The organism is Halapricum salinum, assembly GCF_004799665.1.
In the GTDB taxonomy this organism is placed as follows: domain Archaea; phylum Halobacteriota; class Halobacteria; order Halobacteriales; family Haloarculaceae; genus Halapricum; species Halapricum salinum.
Map to the genome: position 1 here is coordinate 98,646 of NZ_CP031310.1, position 19,031 is coordinate 117,676.

At 65.7% G+C, this 19,031-nt stretch carries 15 protein-coding genes; 7 read left to right on the top strand and 8 right to left on the bottom strand.

Translation table 11 applies throughout. The features are described 5' to 3' along the window. Complete coding sequence (locus DV733_RS00575) at nt 1-1,143, top strand: thiolase family protein (protein ID WP_049993254.1); 1,143 nt, start codon at nt 1-3, stop codon at nt 1,141-1,143. A 1-nt stretch (nt 1,144) separates the two neighbouring features. Here DV733_RS00575 and DV733_RS00580 read toward each other — a convergent pair whose 3' ends face one another. Continuing rightward, the gene (locus tag DV733_RS00580; protein WP_049993255.1) at nt 1,145-2,569 is read right to left on the bottom strand and encodes a DASH family cryptochrome; all 1,425 of its coding nucleotides are present in this window, start codon (nt 2,567-2,569) and stop codon (nt 1,145-1,147) included. 108 nt (nt 2,570-2,677) lie between these two features. Here DV733_RS00580 and DV733_RS00585 point away from each other — a divergent pair, with 108 nt between their 5' ends. Beyond that, nucleotides 2,678-3,118 carry a PaaI family thioesterase gene (locus DV733_RS00585; RefSeq protein ID WP_049993256.1) on the top strand — a complete coding sequence of 147 codons (441 nt, stop codon included), beginning with the start codon at nt 2,678-2,680 and terminating at the stop codon, nt 3,116-3,118. On the opposite strand, the gene DV733_RS00590 is transcribed toward DV733_RS00585, so the two are convergent. Beyond that, nucleotides 3,115-5,010 (bottom strand): NAD-binding protein, encoded by a 1,896-nt coding sequence (locus DV733_RS00590; RefSeq protein ID WP_049993257.1) that lies wholly within the window; start codon nt 5,008-5,010, stop codon nt 3,115-3,117. The genes DV733_RS00585 and DV733_RS00590 overlap by 4 nt on opposite strands. Nucleotides 5,011-5,149: 139 nt before the next feature. Here DV733_RS00590 and tpiA point away from each other — a divergent pair, with 139 nt between their 5' ends. Then, complete coding sequence (gene tpiA / locus DV733_RS00595; RefSeq protein ID WP_049993258.1) at nt 5,150-5,797, top strand: triose-phosphate isomerase; 648 nt, start codon at nt 5,150-5,152, stop codon at nt 5,795-5,797. 415 nt (nt 5,798-6,212) lie between these two features. Next, nucleotides 6,213-7,439 (top strand): DNA polymerase IV, encoded by a 1,227-nt coding sequence (gene dinB / locus DV733_RS00600; protein WP_049993259.1) that lies wholly within the window; start codon nt 6,213-6,215, stop codon nt 7,437-7,439. Between the two features lie 25 nt (nt 7,440-7,464). Here the strand turns inward: dinB and DV733_RS00605 are convergent, their stop codons facing one another. From DV733_RS00605 to DV733_RS00615, 3 genes are all read right to left on the bottom strand, one after another. Beyond that, nucleotides 7,465-8,598 carry a citrate synthase/methylcitrate synthase gene (locus DV733_RS00605; RefSeq protein WP_049993260.1) on the bottom strand — a complete coding sequence of 378 codons (1,134 nt, stop codon included), beginning with the start codon at nt 8,596-8,598 and terminating at the stop codon, nt 7,465-7,467. Between the two features lie 82 nt (nt 8,599-8,680). Continuing rightward, nucleotides 8,681-9,034: a hypothetical protein gene (locus tag DV733_RS00610; protein ID WP_049993261.1), complete on the bottom strand. Its 354-nt coding sequence runs from the start codon at nt 9,032-9,034 to the stop codon at nt 8,681-8,683. Nucleotides 9,035-9,097: 63 nt separating this feature from the next. Continuing rightward, nucleotides 9,098-10,909: a formate/nitrite transporter family protein gene (locus DV733_RS00615; protein ID WP_049993262.1), complete on the bottom strand. Its 1,812-nt coding sequence runs from the start codon at nt 10,907-10,909 to the stop codon at nt 9,098-9,100. 135 nt (nt 10,910-11,044) lie between these two features. Between DV733_RS00615 and DV733_RS00620 the strand changes: the two genes are divergently transcribed. After that, complete coding sequence (locus tag DV733_RS00620; RefSeq protein ID WP_049993263.1) at nt 11,045-13,036, top strand: helicase HerA domain-containing protein; 1,992 nt, start codon at nt 11,045-11,047, stop codon at nt 13,034-13,036. 18 nt (nt 13,037-13,054) lie between these two features. Here DV733_RS00620 and DV733_RS00625 read toward each other — a convergent pair whose 3' ends face one another. Then, nucleotides 13,055-13,636 carry a DUF2391 family protein gene (locus DV733_RS00625; protein ID WP_049993264.1) on the bottom strand — a complete coding sequence of 194 codons (582 nt, stop codon included), beginning with the start codon at nt 13,634-13,636 and terminating at the stop codon, nt 13,055-13,057. Continuing rightward, nucleotides 13,629-14,441, bottom strand: a complete 813-nt coding sequence (locus DV733_RS00630) for a 3-hydroxyacyl-CoA dehydrogenase family protein (protein WP_049993265.1) — start codon at nt 14,439-14,441, stop codon at nt 13,629-13,631. The genes DV733_RS00625 and DV733_RS00630 overlap by 8 nt, the downstream gene beginning before the upstream one ends. Before the next feature lie 116 nt (nt 14,442-14,557). Here DV733_RS00630 and DV733_RS00635 point away from each other — a divergent pair, with 116 nt between their 5' ends. Both DV733_RS00635 and DV733_RS00640 read left to right on the top strand, forming a co-directional pair. Next, nucleotides 14,558-15,526, top strand: a complete 969-nt coding sequence (locus tag DV733_RS00635; RefSeq protein ID WP_049993266.1) for a transcription initiation factor IIB — start codon at nt 14,558-14,560, stop codon at nt 15,524-15,526. Between the two features lie 118 nt (nt 15,527-15,644). After that, the gene (locus DV733_RS00640; RefSeq protein ID WP_136342252.1) at nt 15,645-17,339 is read left to right on the top strand and encodes a methyl-accepting chemotaxis protein; all 1,695 of its coding nucleotides are present in this window, start codon (nt 15,645-15,647) and stop codon (nt 17,337-17,339) included. Between the two features lie 14 nt (nt 17,340-17,353). Here DV733_RS00640 and DV733_RS00645 read toward each other — a convergent pair whose 3' ends face one another. Next, complete coding sequence (locus tag DV733_RS00645) at nt 17,354-19,018, bottom strand: tRNA uridine(34) 5-carboxymethylaminomethyl modification radical SAM/GNAT enzyme Elp3 (protein ID WP_049993267.1); 1,665 nt, start codon at nt 19,016-19,018, stop codon at nt 17,354-17,356. Nucleotides 19,019-19,031: the final 13 nt, after the last annotated feature.

Below are 19,031 nucleotides of genomic sequence, written 5' to 3' on the forward strand. Positions count from 1 at the left end.
ATGACAGACCAGACACCGGTCGTCGTGCAGGCGGTTCGAACCCCGCAGGGCAAAGAGGACGGCGTCTACGCCGACACCCGAAGCGAGGACTTCTCGGTGCCGTTGATCAACGAGATGCTCGCCGAGACTGGCCTCGACAGCGAGGCCGTCGACGACCTGCTGTGGGGCTGTGCACAGCAACGCGACGAGCAGGGGAACAACGTGGCGCGGGTCATCGCGCTCATGTCCGACCTCGGTGAAGCGGTCCCGGCGACGACAATCAATCGCTGGTGTGCCTCCTCGGCCGAAGCCATCATGCGCGGCGCGGACGCGATCGCCGCCGGGCAACGGGACTGCGTCATCGCGGGCGGGATGGAGTCGATGAGTCGTGTGAAAATGGACGCAAACACCCACAACGTCCACCCGCGGCTGGCCCAGATGTACAACATCGGGGAACTCTCGATGGGGATGACAGCAGAGAAGGTCGCCGAAGAGCACGGTGTTTCCCGGGAGGCCCAGGACGAGTACGCGCTGCGGAGCCACGAGCGCGCGGCCGAGGCAACCGAGTCGGGCCGCTTCGAGGACGAGATCGTCCCGATCGACACGGGCGAACAGACAGTCGAGCGGGACGAGGGCATCCGCTACGACACCAGCCTGGAGAAGATGGCCTCCCTCCCCACGGTGTTCAAGTCGGATGGGTCGGTCACGCCCGGCAACGCCTCGCAGGTCAGCGACGGCGCGGCGGGGACGATGCTCACCTCGAAGTCGTTCGCGGAGGACAACGATCTGGACATCCTCGCGGAAGTCGGCAACCACATGGTCGCGGGCGTCGATCCCACGGTGATGGGTATCGGCCCGGTACCCGCAGTCCGCAAGCTCTGTGAGCGTACCGGCCGGGATACCGACGACTACGACCTCGTAGAGTTGAACGAAGCGTTCTCCTCCCAGTGTCTCTATTGCAAGGACGAACTGGGCTTCGACGACGAAATCTACAACGTCAACGGCGGCGCGATCGCAATCGGCCACCCGCTCGGGGCCTCAGGTGCGCGCTTGCCCGTGACGCTGATCCACGAGATGAACAAGCGCGACGCCGAGTTGGGCCTGGCGACGGAGTGCGTCGGGTTCGGTCAGGGTGCGGCGATCGAGTTCAAGTTGCCGCAGTAGCTTAGTTGTCTAACTCCTCGTATCGCCGCTCGACGTCGATCATCGGCCGCGGGTAGTCGAGACCGAGTTCGACGCCGTACTCGGCCTGTTGGCCCCCGTCCAGCCGCCAGGGGCGGTGGGCGTACTCTGGCGGTAGTTCGGCCAGTTCCGGCAGCCACGTCGTGACGTAGGTCGCCTCGCTGTCGTAATACTCGGCCTGTGAGAGCACGTCGAAGTGGTTGTCACGCGAGTCGTTGCCGACGCCGGCCTGGTAGGCCCAGTTACCCCAGTTCGAGGCGACGTCGTAGTCGACTAGCTGCTCCTCGAAGTAGGCCGCACCCCACTGCCAGTCGATTTCGAGCGCGTCGGCCAGAAACGAGGCGACGTTCTGGCGACCCCGGTTGGACATGTAGCCCGTCCGATTCAACTCGCGCATGTTGGCATCGACGAACGGGACGCCAGTCCGGCCGTTTGTCCACCGCTCGAACGCGTCTCGATCCCGTCGCCAATGTTTCTCGACGTCCCGAATGCCGGCCGGGCCGAAGAAGTCGGCTCCGTGCTTGCGAAACTGAAACTGGAAGAAATCACGCCACAACAACTCGAAGACCAGCCAGTAGGTGTCCTCGTTGGCGACACGCTCGCTCTCGTAGCGCTCGACTTCGCGATAGATCGTCCGCGGGGAGAGACAGCCAGCAGCCAGCCACGGCGAGAGCTTCGCGGAGTAATTCGCACCGAGCAACCCGTTTCGGGTCTGCTTGTACTCTCTGAGGTGGTCGCCCTCCCAGATGTACTTCTCCAGTCGCCGGCTGGCGGCGGTTTCGCCGCCCTCGAAATTCAGTACTGCGCGATCGTCACGCTCCGGTTCGTCGAACCCCAACTCGTCCTGCGTGGGTATCTCGCCGGGGTCGAGATCCGGCGTCCGAATCGAGTCAGATGCCTCGACGAGATCTCGCACCGTCACCGCGTCCTCGACGTCCTTTCGCCAGGGTGTGAACGTGTCCTCGATCTGCTCGGGCGGCGTCGGGAGGTCGTCGGGATGGTAGAGCGTGTGCGTCCACCGCGTCTCGAAGCCCGTCTCTTCGGGGAGTGCCGCCCGGACGGCACGCTCGACCTCGCGTTCCTCAGTGGCAGGCGTCGTCTGAGCGAAGACAGCGTCAGCGTCGGTAGTCGTTGCGAGCTCGGAGAGGACCCGTTCGGGCTGTCCCTCCCTGACGAACAGATCCCCATCGCGCTCTCGAAGCGAGGATCGAAGGTCACGAACGCTTTCGAGTCGGAACTGAGCGCGACGGGAGCCGATCTTCTGAGTTCCGTACCGAGTTTCGCCGCGCCGTCGCGGATCGAAGACGTAGACGGGGACGATGGCATCGAAGCCAGCGACGGCGTCAGCCAGCGTCGGGTTGTCGGTCACGCGGAGGTCGTCACGAAACCAGACGACGGCTGTGTCCATGGTAGCCACAGGGGCCAGAGTGACAAGAGCGCCAGGCCGCCGACAACGCGCGGGCCGTTGTCCCGCGTTCGCGGGAGCTTATGACTGCGGCCCTACTCCGCTCTCACAATGACTGTCGCCGACATCTTCAACGAGATTCCCTTCGCCAAGCACCTCGGGATCGAGATTACCGAAGCAGCCGACGGTCACGCCGAGGGCCGCCTCGAACTCGAAGCCGAGCACTCCTCGAACCCCGCACGGATGATCGGCCACGGTGGCGTCACCTACTCGCTGGCGGACACCGTCGGCGGAGCCGCTGTCGTCTCACTCACCGAAGACGTCGCGCCGACGATCGACATGCGGATGGACTACCTCGCGCCCGTCACCCAGGACATCCACGCCGTGGCCGACGTCGTCCGGGACGGCGGAAACATGGCCGTCGTCGAGGTCGAGGTCTACGACACCGACGAGACACACGTCGCGACCGCGCACGGCGTCTACAAGACCAGCGGGCAGGGCGGCGAGAACCCCTGGCGGGCCGAGGACGACCCACGCGAGGGCGCCGACTAGCCCTGTTCTACGTTCTGACAGAACGCCATCCCTTCTCGAACCGCCTCGGTCCGGCCGATCAACGTGACTTTGTCACCTTCGGAGATCGTGTAGTCGGCACTCGGGACGAAGGTGTCGCCGTCGGTGCTGACTAACACGATCAGGCACGTATCAGGCAACTGTGGACCCAGTTCGCGAACGGACTCGCCGACGATATCGGGATTGGTCACCTCGACCTCCTGAACGTCGCCGACCCGACTGTCGTCCGTCATCCAGTGTGCGAGTGCGGGCCGCTCGATCTGGTTGTCGATCGCCCAGGCGGTCGCCATCGACGAGGAGATCGTCCGGACGCCCAGGTCCTCGAAGGCCTCGACGTTGTCGGGGTTGTTCGCTCGCGCGATTACGTTCTCGACATCGAACTTCGTCGCCGACAGCTGTGCGACCAGCAGGTTCGCGTCGTCGTCACCGGTCGCGGCGACGACGACCTTGGCGTTGGCCGCGCCCGCCGAGCGTAACACGTCGGTGTCGGTTCCGTCGCCGACCTCGACGGTGTAGCCCGCCTTGCGGGCCTGTTCGACCGCGACGTCGTCCTCCTCGATTATCACGATATTCTCCCCGCGCTCTTCCAGCCGTGCAGCGAGCGAACGACCGACCCGCCCGCCGCCGACGATGATGACTCGCATTGGTATCACATCCAGGTATTCCGCGATGTACCGCGCCAGACCACCCTCGAAGACGGCCGTCACGAGGATGACCAGAAAGACCGTTCCCAGGAGGATGTTCGCCTCCTGGACAGACCCCTGGGCCTGTAACTGCACCGCAAAGAGCGTCGCCACCGACGCCGGGATGATCCCCCGCGGCCCGACGAAACTCACGAACACCTTCTCACCGGTCGTGAACCGATCGCCGTACATCGAGAGAAACACCAGCGCCGGCCGGATCACAAGCGCGACCGCCAGCACGACCAGGAAGCCAGGGATCCCGACCTCGGCGAGGGCCTCGATCTCCAGCAGCGCCGCGAGCGCGATGAACACGAACGACAGCACGAGCAGCGTGATATCCCCCTTGAAATCGATGATGTCCTCCTCGTATGGGATGTCGGCGTTCCCGAGCAGGAACCCGGAGGTGGCGGCCGCGGCGACGCCGGCTTCGCCGGCCAGGAAGTTCGCGCCGGCGTACGACACCAGCGCCCCGGCCAGAACGAGCACCCGGGCGTTCCGCGGCGCGTCGCCCGGCGAGAGGTCGATGTACTGCAGCACGTAGTAGACGACGGCGGCGACGACGATGCCGACGAGCAACCCCTGTCCGAACCGGGAGACAATCTCGCGGAACAACTCGCTCGTCGAATCGTGCCGGATGACGATCACCTTGAACACCGCGACGGCGATGATCGCCGCGGTCACGTCGTTGACGATCCCCTCCGTCTCGAGGGCGGCGGCCACGCGGTCCCGGACGGGAACGACGTGGAGGATCGGCGTGATGACCGTCGGCCCGGTCGCGACCAGCAGGGCCCCGATCAGAAACGACAGCCCCCAGCCGGCGGCCGGGAACGCGAAGTTGACGACGACAGCGGTCCCGACCAGAGCGATGGCCGCGCCGAGCGTGACCAGCCGGAAGGTCGCTGCCGGTGCCTCGCGGATGCGCTCGATCTGGAGGTGGAACGCCCCCTCGAAGACGATGATCGCGACGGCGAGGCCGACGATCGCCGACAGCGTCGTCGCGCCGCCGAACGTCGACAGCGAGAGGATCGGGTCCCCCAAGAGGAGTTCGGAGACCGGCCCGAGCGCCAGTCCGGCGGCGATGTAGAAGATGATACTCGGGAGCTGCAGCCGGGCGGCCAGGAGCTGTGCGAGGACCCCCAGCGCGAAGATCATCGCGACGAGTGCGATCAGCGTCGCCGTCCCGGCACTCATCGAGTCTCCTCCATGTGTCTCCCCGTTCGGCCGATTCATATATAAGAAGGGTGATCACCGTGCCGCGATCGCGTACCACACCCGACCGCAGGAGCAACTCGAAATCTATTTTCCCCGGGCGCGTGTCAGTTCACACGGAATGTTCGTTCTCGTCAACCTCAAGACCTACCCGTGTGACCCGATCGACGTCGCGGCCGCAGCCGCCGACGTCGCCGACGACAGCGGCGTCCGCGTCGGCGTCGCCCCGCAGGCCACCCACATCGAAGCCGTCGCCCAGACGGGCGTCGAGACCTGGGCCCAGCACGTCGACCCGATCGACTACGGCTCCAACACCGGCCACACGCTCGCCGAGACCGTCGCGGAGGCCGGCGCGGAGGGGACGCTCATCAACCACTCCGAGCACCGCCTGAAACTCGCGGACATCGACGCCTCCGTCCAGGCCGCCGAGCGTGCAGGACTGGAGACCTGCGTCTGTGCGAATAACCCCGCCCAGATCGGTGCCGCCGCCGCGCTCGGCCCGGACTCCGTGGCCGTCGAACCGCCGGAACTCATCGGCGGCGACGTCTCGGTCGCCAGCGCCGACCCCGACATCGTCACCGACGCCGTCGACGCCGCCGCGAACGTCGACGAGAGCGTCGATGTCTTCTGTGGCGCGGGCATCTCGACCGGCGACGACGTCGCGGCCGCCGAAGACCTGGGTGCGACAGGCGTGCTCCTGGCGAGCGGCGTCGCCAAGGCCGACGATCCGCGTGCGGTCCTCGAAGATCTCGTCGACCCGGTCGCCTGATCGGCCACGCCGCGGTTTTTCTCGCTGCGAAAAGACTGTCCCATGGTTAAGTGTATCAACCACATAGTTGGAGGTGGAACCTCGATCCGTGGGGTTCCCGACGGGAACGACCGTCGAGAACGTCCGGGACTCCAGTGGCTGCCGGGACGCAGTCACTGATTGGCATCGCCATCGAACCGCGCGGAATAGCCGGCGTGGGTGGCCACCACGCTGGCGCTTCTCGGTGCGGACACCCCAGGGGCACGTTGGGACGGCACCCTGCCTTCGTTTTCATAGTGGTTCCTGTAGCGATTTACCGGTCCGATCGCACCGCTCCGTGCGATCGATCCGGAACAGACCTACAGCAACCACTATCAGTCTCGAAGTGGCGACGTCGACAGAAACTGTAACGGGCCTGCTCGCCTAACCATCGACTATGCCGAGCCGTGGGCGACTGCCCGGGACCGACCGCCGCCCCGACCAGCTCGTCTGTCACCTCGATATGGACTGCTTTTACGCCGCCTGCGAGCGACTTCGAGAGCCCGAACTCGAAGGCGAACCCCTCGTCGTCGGGATGGGCTACGAAGACGGCGAGACGGTCGGCGCAGTCGCGACCGCGAGCTACGAGGCCCGCGAATACGGCGTCGAGAGCGCGATGGCCATCTCCGAGGCGCTGGAGTTGTTACCGCGACGGGCAACCGCCGACAGCCCCGAAGACACCGGCTACTACCGCCCCGTGGACATGGGCTACTACGAGTCGATCAGCGAGCAGGTCAAGGCGATCCTGCAAGACAGTGCCGACGTCGTCCGCGAGGTCAGCATCGACGAGGCCTACCTCGACGTCACCGAACAGGTCGACTGGGACGGCGTCGAGGACTTCGCGAGCGACCTCAAGGATCGGATCGAGCGCGAGGTCGGCGTCGTCGCCAGCGTCGGGGTCGCGCCGACGATGTCGGCCGCGAAGATCGCCAGCGACGCCGACAAGCCCGACGGCCTGGTCGTGATCGAACCCGGCGAAGTACAGGACTTTCTCGCGCCGATGGACGTCGAAGCCGTCCACAACGTCGGCCCAGTCACCGCCCGGGAACTCCGAGAGATGGACATCGAGACCGCGGGCGACCTCGCGAGTGACGACCCCGATCGGCTCGCGGATCGCTTCGGCGAGCGCGGCCTGGAGATCTATCGATTCGCCCGCGGCGAGGACGCCCGCGAGGTCACACCACGCGACGACCCCAAGAGTTTCTCGCGGGAGTCGGCGTTCTCGGAGACGGTCGAAGACCACGAGCGCGTCCGCGAGCGGGTTCGGACGCTCGCCGAGGCGGTCGCGAAACGGGCGACTCGGGAGAACGCGCTCTATCAGACGGTGGGAATCAAGATCGTGACGCCACCGTACGACGTGAACACGCGCGCCCGGTCGCTGTCGGGTCCCGTCGACGATCCCGACCTCGTCGAGGCCATCGCGATGGATCTGCTGGACGAGTTTACGGAGGCGAGAGTCCGCAAGGTCGGCGTCCGCGTCTCGAAGCTCTCGTTCACCGACCGCCAGCAGGTCAGCCTCGACGGCTTCGGCGGTGATGGTGACAGTAGCGACGCGCAAATCGACGACGGAGAGTCGGCAACCGACCGGCGGCGCGGGCAGACCTCGCTGACGGATTTCGAGTGAGCTGCGAATGGTCGGCGTCGAGAATCTACCGCTGCTCGACGGGCGTCCACGTCCGGCCACGCTCGCCGACGTACTTCGATTCGGGTCGGATGAGGCGGTTATCTTCGAGTTGTTCGAGACAGTGGGCCATCCACCCGCCGACGCGGGCGACGCCGAAAGTCGCCGTGAAGAGGTCACGCGGGACGCCGACGCCGTGCAGCAGTGCCGCGGTGTAGAACTCGACGTTGGTCTCCAGTCGCCGCCCGGGCTTGTGCTCGTCCAGCAGGTCGACCGCGACATCCTCGAACTCGACGACGGTCTCGAAGAAGTCGCTGTCGCCGCCGTCGGCGTAGAACTGCTCGGCCGCCGCCGAGAGGACGGCCGCCCGGGGGTCACGAACTCGATAGACGCGGTGGCCGAATCCCATCAGTCGCTCGCCGGCGTCGAGTTTCTCGCGGACGAATCCCTCGGGGTCGCCCGAGTCGTGGACGGCCTGCAGCATGTCCAGTACGGGACCGGGCGCGCCGCCGTGGAGCGGTCCTTTCAGGGTTCCGACGGCTGCGGTGGCCGCCGAGACGACGTCCGATTCGGTCGAGACGACGACCCTCGCGGTAAAGGTCGAGGCGTTGAGACCGTGGTCGACGACGGTGTTGAGGTAGGTTTCGAGGCCGCGGACAGCAGCCTCGGCCGGGCGCTCACCGGTCAGCATGTAGAGGTAGTTGGCGGCGTGGCCCAGATCCGGATCGGGCGCGACCGGCTCGTTGCCCTGGCGATATCGCCAGTAGGCCGCGACGATCGTGGGGAACGCGGCAATCACGCGCTTGGCGTCTTCGTCGGGCTCGCCATCTTCGTGGCCGAGGTTCGCCGCGGCCGCGCCCATCCGGAGGGCGTCCATGGCGGGCTTTTCCTCCTCGGCGGCCCGCTGAAGGACTGCGTGGACCGCCGGCCCGATCGATCGCTGCTCTGCGAGATCGGTCCGGAAGGCCGCTAGCTCTTCGCTATCGGGTACCTGGTCGTGAAAGAGCAGATAGAGCGTCTCCTCGTAGGTCGCGTTGGTCGCCAGCTCCGGCAGTTCGAACCCGCCGATGATCAGTTCGCCCGTCTCACCGTCGATCGAACTCAGTCGCGTCGCCGCCACGGGAACTCCTTCGAGGCCCCGGTTGATGTCATCGCCAGCCATGCTGGTCATTATAGCGGGGCTGGTTTATGTTTCCCGGGATCGCGTCACGATGTCACACGCCAGCCGGCTCGACACACCCGAGTCAATCCAGCCCGTTTTCGAGGTTCTCCAGCAGTTTCCCGACGAACAGGCCGGTTCGCGGCGAAATCGCGTCGGGATCGTCCGTCTCGATGTCGACGGGGTGGGCCGACAGCGTCTGGACGAAGCGCTCTGAGTGTGTCATCGTCTGGAGCATGTCCACGACGTCGACGGTCAGGCCCTCGTCGGAGGTGTCCATCTCCGGGTGGCGCTGTTTCTCGGCCTCCGTATAACGGATCGTCCAGGCCGGGCCGCCGACCGTTTCGACGATCTCCGCGACCGAGCCGATCGCGATTCGGTCGTCCTCGCGGCCGACGTAGACCCAGCCGTCCTCGACGATCGTTGGATAGCGCGTCATGTCCTCCCGTCCGTGTCAGGTGTTCGCACTCGGCGTATAAATCGCTTCACCCGTCGAGACGCGTTACCTGCCGAAGAGCCGCCGCCAGAGGCTCCGCCGCGTCGCGCGCTCGGCGATGACGACCGAAGACTCGACGTCGTCGAGAATGTCCATGTGCAGCGTGTTCCGGACCAGTCGCGCGAGCAGGCCGCGCTCGCTCGCCCCGAGAAAGACCATCGTGTGCGCCGCGGCTTCGCGCTCGATCGCCGCCTCGACGTCGCCGGAATCGTCGACGACGATCTCGGCGTCTTCGAGGCCGTGGTCGGCCGCCCAGTCGGACAGGAACTGCTCGCCGTCTTCGATCTCCGCCGGGTCGTCGACGACGTACAGCAGGGTCACCTCGGTTTCCTCGACCGACTGCAGTGCGGCGACGACCTCCGCACTCAGGTCCGAGTTTGGCCCGCCGACGGTCGGCAACAGGATTTGCGAGCTATCCATCCCCTCGTCGTCGACGACCAGGAAGTCACACGGCAGACTGTTGGTCAGCTCTTCGAGCGGCTGTTCGGCTCGGGCGGCGTCCCACAGCCGATCTTCGCCCCAGCCCATCACGACCAGATCGGCCTCGTCGCGGCCGGCGACGGTGAAGAGTTCCTCGAACGAGCGATGAGAGACGACCGTCGACGTCTCGACGTCGACCTCGTAGTCGTCGGTGACGCTGCAGACGTCTGCCATGAGTCGGTCGGACTCCTCGACGATCCGCCGCCGTCCGGCGGAGTCGTATCCCTGGTGAGGTGTCTGTACGATGTGGACCGCGTGGACGGTCGCGTCCTCGTGGGCGCTGGCGATGGCGCTGGCGAATTTCACGAGCGGCTGTTCTGTCCGTGGATTGGCGATCGGAACCAGGATTCGATAGCCAGTCGACTCCTCGCGCGTATGCTTGGCAGCGGTGTCGATCACCGGGACGTAGCGACGGCCACCGAAGAGGCCGCCGAACAGCCACTCTTTCGGCGAGAGGCGCCGGTACGCGCCCTCGAAACGAGCGGACTCCAGGCGGTATTCACTCGTCTGGAAGTAGTTGACTGCCGTCACCAGCACGACGCCGCCGACGGTATTGCCAGCCAGGACGGGGATGACGAACTCGGTCATCCCGATCCACAGCGTCACGCCCTCGGCCCCGACGAACACCAGATACAGCATCTCGGTGAACGAGACGACCACGTGGAAGAGGCCGCCGATCGGGATCGACAGGAACGCGAGATAAACCACGACGAGCCGTGAGATCGTGTCCTGTGAGGCGTAGTTGACCCAGACGACACCCGCGACGATCAGCCCCGCAAACGCCGCTTTCGTGAACAGCGCGACGGGATCCGCGTCGATCCCCTTCTGTGCGATCGACAGCGCTGCCGTCGACGCGTCAGCGGAGAGCACGTTCCCGTAGGCCAGCGCGGCCGCGCCGAGCGCGCCGCCCGTGAAGTTCCCAGCCAGCACGACGGCCCAGTTCCGGAGCAGAGCCGGAATACTGGCCAGTCGTTCGAGGGTGAGCGCCACCGGGGGCAGGGTGTTCTCGGTGTAGAGCTGATAGCCGCCGATGATGATGTAGATGAATCCCAGCGGGTACAGCATCGCGCTGAGGACCGGATCGGCGTCGGTCGAGGCCGTCAGCGAGACGTACAGCAGAAAGGTGATCGTGATCGCGAACCCGGCGGCGAGCCCGCTGAAATAGAGTTCGCGACTGCCCGAGGTGATCTCCTCGTCGGCCGCCGCGATGATCCGCTGGAACACCTCGTCGCTGGAGAATCGATCGCGAATGACTCGACCCGCCGCAGGTGCGCCGCTGCGGGATCGTTCGACCGCCTCGCGTACCTCCTCTTCACCGTTGGGATCCCTGTCGGCCATCTATCGACGTGCTCCGGGCGAAGCGACTAAGGCCTTTCCACCTCCGGCGGTCGAGTACCGTCTCGAACGACTGTCGAATCCTCGAAACGTGTCTGACTGAGAGTTATGAACGCCGGGGACAGTCACTCTAGCAACATGAGTGACGAGCGGACGATCACGGTCGCGGAAGTGAGCGACGGGCCCGGCGGGCAGGGCGAACCGGGGACCGACGTCTCGCTGCCAGTCGTCGAGTTGCTGACGGGCCGGGGGTTCGTCACCGGCAAGTCCGGGTCGGGGAAGTCCAACACCGCCTCGGTCATCGCCGAGAATCTACTGGACAGTGGCTACGGCCTCCTCGTGGTGGACATTGACGGCGAGTATTACGGTCTCAAAGAGGAGTACGAGATTCTCCACGTCGGCGCCGACGAGGAGTGTGACATCCAGGTCACGACCGAACACGCCGAGAAGATCGCCTCCCTGGCGCTAGAACAGAACGTCCCCATCATCCTCGACATCTCCTCGTTTCTGGACGACGAGGAAGCCGAGGCCCTCCTGACGGCAGTCTCCAAACAGCTGTTCGCGAAGGCCAAGAAGCTCAAACAGCCCTTCCTCATGCTGGTCGAGGAAGTCCACGAGTGGATCCCCGAGAACGGTTCCGTGGGCGAGGTCGGGAAGATGCTGATCAAGATCGGCAAGCGCGGCCGCAAGCACGGCCTGGGAATCGTCGGCATCTCCCAGCGCCCCGCGGACGTCAAGAAAGACTACATCACCCAGTGCGACTGGCTCGTCTGGCACCGACTGACCTGGAACAACGACACCAAGGTCGTTCGGCGGGTGCTCGACGGCGAGTACGCGAGCGCTGTCGAGGATCTGAACGACGGCGAGGCGTTCATGATGACCGACTGGTCCGAGAGCGTCAGGCGGGTCCAGTTCCACCGCAAGCAGACCTTCGACGCCGGCGCGACTCCCGGGCTGGACGACTTCGAGCGACCTGAACTCAAGTCGGTCAGCGACGACCTCGTCTCGGAGTTGCAGTCGATCAGCGAGGAGGAGGCCCAGCGCGAGAGCACCATCGAGGAACTCCGCGAGGAACTGGACAGGAAGAACTCTCGAATCGCCGAACTGGAGACGGAGTTGCAGGACGCACGGGACCTGAGCCGAATGGCAGACCAGTTCGTCGACGCGATGCTCGACCAGGTCGAGGGCGCAAGTCCGGGTCGTACCGAGACTGAACGGATGCGCGCTCGACGACAGCGCCGTGAGGGGCAGGCTCTCGAAGGGCCGACGCCAGAGGCCGAGACGTTGCCCCCGGCCGAGGAGAAGGCAGCGGCGGCCGACGGGCCCGGCGAAGACGGCGACTTCGGAGCGATGGACGAATCGGCGGACGAGAGCGACGGCTTCGCGGCGATGGACGGCGACGCGATGGCCGAGGCTGCCGACGCCTTCGCGGCCGCGATGGACGAAGACGACGAGCAGGACGAGAGTGCGGACGACAACGAGCAGGACGAGAGTGCGGACGCCGACGACGCCGGCGGATTCCCTTCCTTCGAGGAGCCCGAGGACATGCCCCGACTCGACGGAGCGCCCGAAGCCGAACTGGACTTTTCGGAGGCCGACCTCCCGGAGTTCGGGTTCAAGACGCCGGACGAAAGCCCTGAGGCCTCGTCGGACCGCCACGCGACGAACGGCCACGCGACGAACGACGCGGCCGGCGGAGCGACCGCGAGCGCAGTCTCGGCAGCGCCAGATGGGAGCGACGACGACGCCATCGCCGCGGCGGTCAGCGCCGTCGACGGCGAGGAGACGCCGACCGTCCAGCGGCCGACGCCAGCCGCAGTCGGCTCGATCCGAGCGGAGATTCGTGGACTCGACGAGAAGACCCGCCGAATGCTGGCCTACTACGACGAGCAAGGGCCGGCGACCCCGCTCGACGCGCACTTCGTCGCCGGCGGCACGGGTGATCGGACCAACGCCTACGCGCACAATCGAACGCTGCGGACGGCAGGATTGATCGAACACGTGGGTCGGGGTAACTACGACGTCTGCGTCCGCGAGCGACTCGACGAGGCGACCGACGGGCGACTCGACGAACAGGAACTCGACGCTTTCAGCGCACGACTGACCGCGGAGTTCGGCCGCGGCGAGTAGCCTCGGGGAGTCCGACGCTTAGCTTCCGGGGAGGATGTCCCCGAGCGCGGCCCCGACGGACATTGGGACGAACGCGACGACGACGTTTGCGAGTGCAAGCGCCGGATCGGCCCAGTCGACGCGGCCCCAGGCAGTCAGCATGACGGTCGCCATCAGCAACGAGAGAACGAGGACGCTGGCCAGTCGTCGCGGAACGATCCCGAAGAGCCGGTTTTTGACCCGAACGTCCTGGATCTCGGCGACGTAGAGCACGCCAGTGGTGAGTGCCACTGCGAAGACTGCCGTCCCTGCGAGCAGCAAGGGGCGGTCGACCAGAAATTCGCCGATCTCCTGGGTACCGCCCTCGACTGCCATCGGAACACCAAACAGGAATGCACCGAGCAACGCTTCTGCGGCGTCGGCCCGGTCGAACCCCCAGATGACACGGCCGAACGCGGCGTCCGAGCCCTGAGCCTCCGTGGCCACTCGCATCGCTTCCTCGACTTTCTCGCGCTCCTCGTCGGTATCGACCGTCTCTGCCAGCTCTTCGAGTTGATCGAAGATATCACCGATATCCGGCTCTTCGTCGTCGAGATCCGCAGGTGGAGCGGCGCTACTCATCAGTCAGATTCGTCGGCTGGTCGTCGTTCCATTCGTAGAATCCGTCGCCCGAGACCCGGCCGAGTCGGCCGTCTTCGACCCGTTCGACGAGGGTTGCAGGCGGCTCGAAGCGTGGCCCGAGATCACTCGCCAATCGTTCGAGTGCCGCCAGAACCGTGTCCAGCCCCTGTCGATCGGCCAGTTCGAGCGGGCCGATGTCCGCACCACCGGAGAGAGTCATCGTCCGGTCGATCGTCGCCGGATCGGCCACGCCCTGGTCGTAGGTCCGGATCGCCTCGACCTGCTGGGCGAGTCGGAGCCGGTCGGCGACGAATCCCGGGCCGTCGTGGACCCGGAGCGGTTGCCAGCCCAGTCGCTCGACGAAAGACTCGGCGGCCGCAACTCGCTGCTCGCTCGCCCCCTCGGGAACGACGACCTCGATCGGACCGTCCCAGCCGACCGGCACAGTCGAATGCAGCCCGACGAGTCGATCGGGTTCGCGCAACGCCACTGCCAGGCTGGTCACGGCCGTCGACTCGACGGTCACGAGAAGCTGTGTCTCGCCTGGGGCAGCGTCCTCGACGTCAGCGAGTCGTTCGCGCGTGGGCTCGACCGCGTCCGTCCGCGTCTCGACGACGACGTCCGCGTCCCCGACAGCGCCCGTGAGATCGGTCGTTCCGTCGGCGTCGGGGCTGGACAGCGAGTCGACGGCGTCCAGCACGGCGTTGGCGTCCTCGCCACAGAGGGTGACCGACGAGCCGCTGTCGGCACAGGCTCGGGCGAGTGCGCGGCCGACTGGTCCCACGCCCAGAATCACCACGTGCATGGACGACAGCGAGGGCGCGTGGCCGGATAAGCGTTCCCTCCCGACCGCCAGCGAGAATTTTCAGCGATACTGTCGAGGCAAACTTTATTACTGCCGTAAATCTCTAGGGAAAGACAATGGTACGTTCCAGTCGGCAGCGAGAGCGAGAGCGAGTGGGCACCGACGAGAACACTGAGGAAACCGAGCAGGACGAGAAGGAGGCCTGTCCGGAGTGTGAGTCGACGTCGCTGGTCGCGAGCGCAGACGGCGGTGAGCTGGTCTGCGACGACTGTGGGCTCGTCATCGAAGAGGGAACCATCGACCGCGGGCCCGAGTGGCGCGCGTTCGACCACAGCGAGCGCCAGCAGAAGTCCCGCGTGGGCGCACCCACCACGCAGACGATGCACGACAAGGGCCTCACCACGACGATCGACTGGAAGGACAAGGACGCCTACGGCCGCTCGATCTCCTCGAAAAAGCGCAGTCAGATGCACCGCCTGCGCCGCTGGCAGGAACGTATCCGAACCAAGGACGCGGGCGAGCGCAACCTCCAGTTCGCCCTCAGCGAGATCGATCGCATGGCCTCCGCACTGGGCGTCCCCCGCTCGGTCCGGGAGGTCGCGTCGGTCATCTACCGTCGCGCTCTGGACGACGACCTCATCCGTGGCCGCTCAATCGAAGGTGTCGCCACCGCCGCGCTCTACGCCGCCTGCCGACAGGAAGACATCCCCCGCAGTCTCGAAGAAGTCTCTGACGTCTCCCGCGTCGAACAGAAAGAGATCGGCCGTACGTACCGCTACATCTCCCAGGAACTCGGCCTCAAGATGGAGCCGGTCGACCCCAAGAAGTACGTCCCTCGCTTTTGCTCGTCGCTGGAACTCTCCGAAGAGGTGCAAACGAAGGCCAACGAGATTATCGACGTGACCGCCGAACAGGGCCTGCTCTCGGGCAAATCGCCGACGGGCTACGCTGCCGCCGCCATCTACGCCGCCTCGCTGCTCTGTAACGAGAAGAAGACCCAGCGGGAAGTCGCCGACGTGGCGCAGGTGACCGAGGTGACGATCCGGAATCGGTATCAGGAGCAGATCGAAGCGATGGGGATCTGACTGCGGCGACCGCAGGCCGCCCACCAGTACCGACTGCAACCCTCGCCTCACAGTTCTCGTTTTCATTCGTTGAAAATGGGACGGTACAGCTATTGCTCTGACTGCGACTACGTCGTGTATGAGACTATTCGAGCGGTACACCGACATTCTCTGGTGGACGATGGACCGGGTCGGTGTGACGGAGTCGGTCGAACGGAAGGTGCTCGCTGCGGTCGTGATCCAGTTCGGCATCTCCGTTCTGCTGGCGACAGTTCCGCTGTTCGTCGATGGGATAGCACAGCTTCTGGTTGCGGTAGGCCTGTTGACTGTCGCTCTGGTCGCGTTCGTCAACACGGTCATCATCACCCGCAGGGACATGATCGGACCGATCGAGACCCTCGAACGTCACGCCCGCGCTATCGCCGGGGGCGACTTCTCGACCGACGTTCAGCGAATCGATCAGGCCGACGAACTCGGCCAGCTGACCGACGAATTCGCCGACATGCAGGCGTATCTGGCTCTGGTCGCCAGACAGGCCGACGCCCTCGCCCGGAAGGACTTCGACGCGACCGTCCTCGACGAGGAGGTCCCAGGTGAGTTCGGTGACTCCCTCCGGACCATGAACGAGAGCCTCACCGAGTACACTCGTGAACTCCAGACGATGACCGAACGCCTGGAGCGTCGTTCGGAACGGCTGGACGAACTCGTCGCGGCTTTCGGAAACGCGGCCGAGCGTGCCCGAGCAGGCGATCTGACGGCGACGATCGAGGACGAGACCGTCGAACTCGACGACGACTCGTATCGAGCAGTCGCCGAGAACTACAACGCGCTGGTCACGACGCTCGCGGAGACGATCGCCGACGTCGCCGACTTCGCTGCAGATGTCGACGCTGCGAGTGACGACGTCGACGCGAGTATGCGCGAGGTCGCAGACGCGAGCGAAGAAGTGGCGACCTCGGTACAGGCGATCAGCGACGGCGCGGCCGACCAGACCCAGCAGCTCCGGACCGTCTCCGAAGCGATGAACGATCTCTCGGCGACGGTCGAAGAGATCGCCGCCGCTGCCGACGAGGTAGCCGAAACCGCCAGCACGGCGGCAGAACGCGGCCGATCGGGTCAGACAGCTGCGACCGGCGCGATCGACGAACTCCACGCGCTGGAGTCCCGGATCGACGAGACCGCACGGGCAGTCGACTCGCTCGTCGACCAGATCGGCGAGATCGACGAGATCGTCACGTTCATCGACGACATCGCCGCCGAGACGAACATGCTCGCACTGAACGCCTCGATCGAAGCCGCTCGGGCCGGCGAAGCCGGCGAGGGATTCGCCGTCGTCGCCGAGGAGATCAAGAGTCTGGCCGAGGAGACTGCCGACGCGGCGGGGGACGTCTCCGACCGTATCGAGACGGTTCAGGACGCTTCCGAATCGGCTGCCGGGGACGTCGAAGCGATGACCGCACAGGTCGACGAGACGGTCGTCTCAGTCGAGGGGGCGCTCGGCGATCTGAAAGAGATCGTAACGCTCGTCGAGGACTTCGATAGCGGCGTCCGCGAGATCAGCACCGCGACCGACGACCAGGCGGCGACCGCGACCGAAGTGGTCGACCTCGTCGACGACGTGGCGACGATCAGCGAGCGGACCGCCGGCGAGGCCGAGGACGTCGCCGCGGCCGCCGAAGAGCAGACGGCCGCGATCAGCACCGTCACCGACTCCGTCGAGCAACTGTCGGCTGACGCGACGGACCTGCACGACCGGCTCGATTCGTTCGTGCTCGATTCGGAGTCGCCCGCCGGAACGAGCTCGCTGTCGGCACCGGCGAGTACAGACGACTGACGCGGTTGGGGCGGCTACAGCTCTTTGCTCACGTACGGGCCGTCTTGCTCGTAACCCAACTTCTCGCGATAATATTCGCGCGCGCCGATCCCGCTGATGACACTGAGCTTCTCGAACCCGGCGTCGCGGGCGCGTCGTTCGGCCTCCCCGAGTAACTTCTTGCCGTACCCCTTGTGCTGCCAGTCGGGGACGTCACCCGTGGCTCCACGGTCGCCGACACCGACGGTGTTGCCGTAGACGTGCAGTTCCCGGACGAGTGCGGCGTCGTCCAGTTCTCCCCGCACAGGATCGTTCGGAAATCGGAGCCGGCAGAACCCTACCAGCAGGTCCTTCTGGCGGTCCTCGTAACTGATGAAGTGTTCCGTGCCGCCGCCGGCCTCGTAGGTGAGCGTGTCGAGCGTGATCTCCTCGGGATCCTCGTCGTTCATCCCCACTTCGCGACAGCGGATACAGTCACAGGTCCAGCCGTGTTCGGCCATCCGCTGGCGCGCGAGTTGCCGGAGATTGGACTTCTGGACGCCGGCCTCGATGAAGTCTGCCGGAATGTCGCGCTGGACGCGCTGGAGACGGGTGTACGGCGGGATCATGTCCTTGATCTCGGCGACCAGTTCGGCGGCCTCCTCGCTCGAAAGGGGGTCGTAGTCGTCGCGGTGCCACATGTCGTAGGTCGCCGTCCCCTCGACGATCAGCGTCGGATAGATCTTGAGGTAGTCCGGCCGCCAGTCGCTGTGCTCGAAGATGCGACGGAAGTCCTCGAGACACATCTCTGTCGACATGCCGGGCTGGCCGGGCATCATGTGATAGCCGACCTTGAACCCGGCGTCGCGGAGGCGGCGCGTCGCGTCGATGCTGGCCTGGATGCCGTGACCGCGGTGCATCTCGCGGTTGATCCGCTCGTAGGTGGTCTGGACGCCAACCTCGACTTTCGTGCCCCCCAGTCGTAACATCCGGTCGATCTGCTCGGGGTCACACCAGTCGGGCTTGGTCTCGAATGTCGTCCCGATATTTCTGATACTGTTGGTCTCGTTCTCGGCGATGACGTCCTCCAGATACGAAAATTCGTATTCCTCGGGATCCTGGGCGAACGAGACGCCTTCGGCTGGCTCCGGGTCGGCGTCGGGGTCGAAGTCGTTCATCGCTTCGAGCGCGCGCTTGACGAACCACTCCTGGTAGTCGTGGCTGCGGGCGGTCATCGTCCCGCCCATCAGGATCAACTCCACTTTGTCGACGGTGTGGCCGATCTCACGGAGCTGGTTCAATCGGAGCGTGACCTGTCCGTAGGGGTCGTAGTCGTTCTGCTTGCCCCGGGCTGCAGCGGGCTCGTTGCCGGTGTAGCTCTGGGCGCTCGAGAACTCCGAATCAGGGCCGCCCGGACAGTAGAGACACTTCCCGTGGGGGCAGCGCTCGGGCGAGGTCATGATCGCCACGGGCGCGACGCCCGAGGCCGTCCGGACGGGCTTGCGACGCAGCACCGATTCCAGTTCCTCCCGGCGGCCCTCTGGGGCGCGGTCGAGCAACTCGGAGTTCTTTGGAACCTTCGGTGCGGCGTGTTTCGAGCAGACCTCGCGTTTGGCCTGCTCGACATCGTCGCGCTCGATCTCGCCGTCGAGAATTCGCTCGATCAGCTCCTCGCAGACGCGTTCGAAGGTCTCGTCGGTCCCGGCAGTGTCAGTACTCATAGCCGCGTAACTG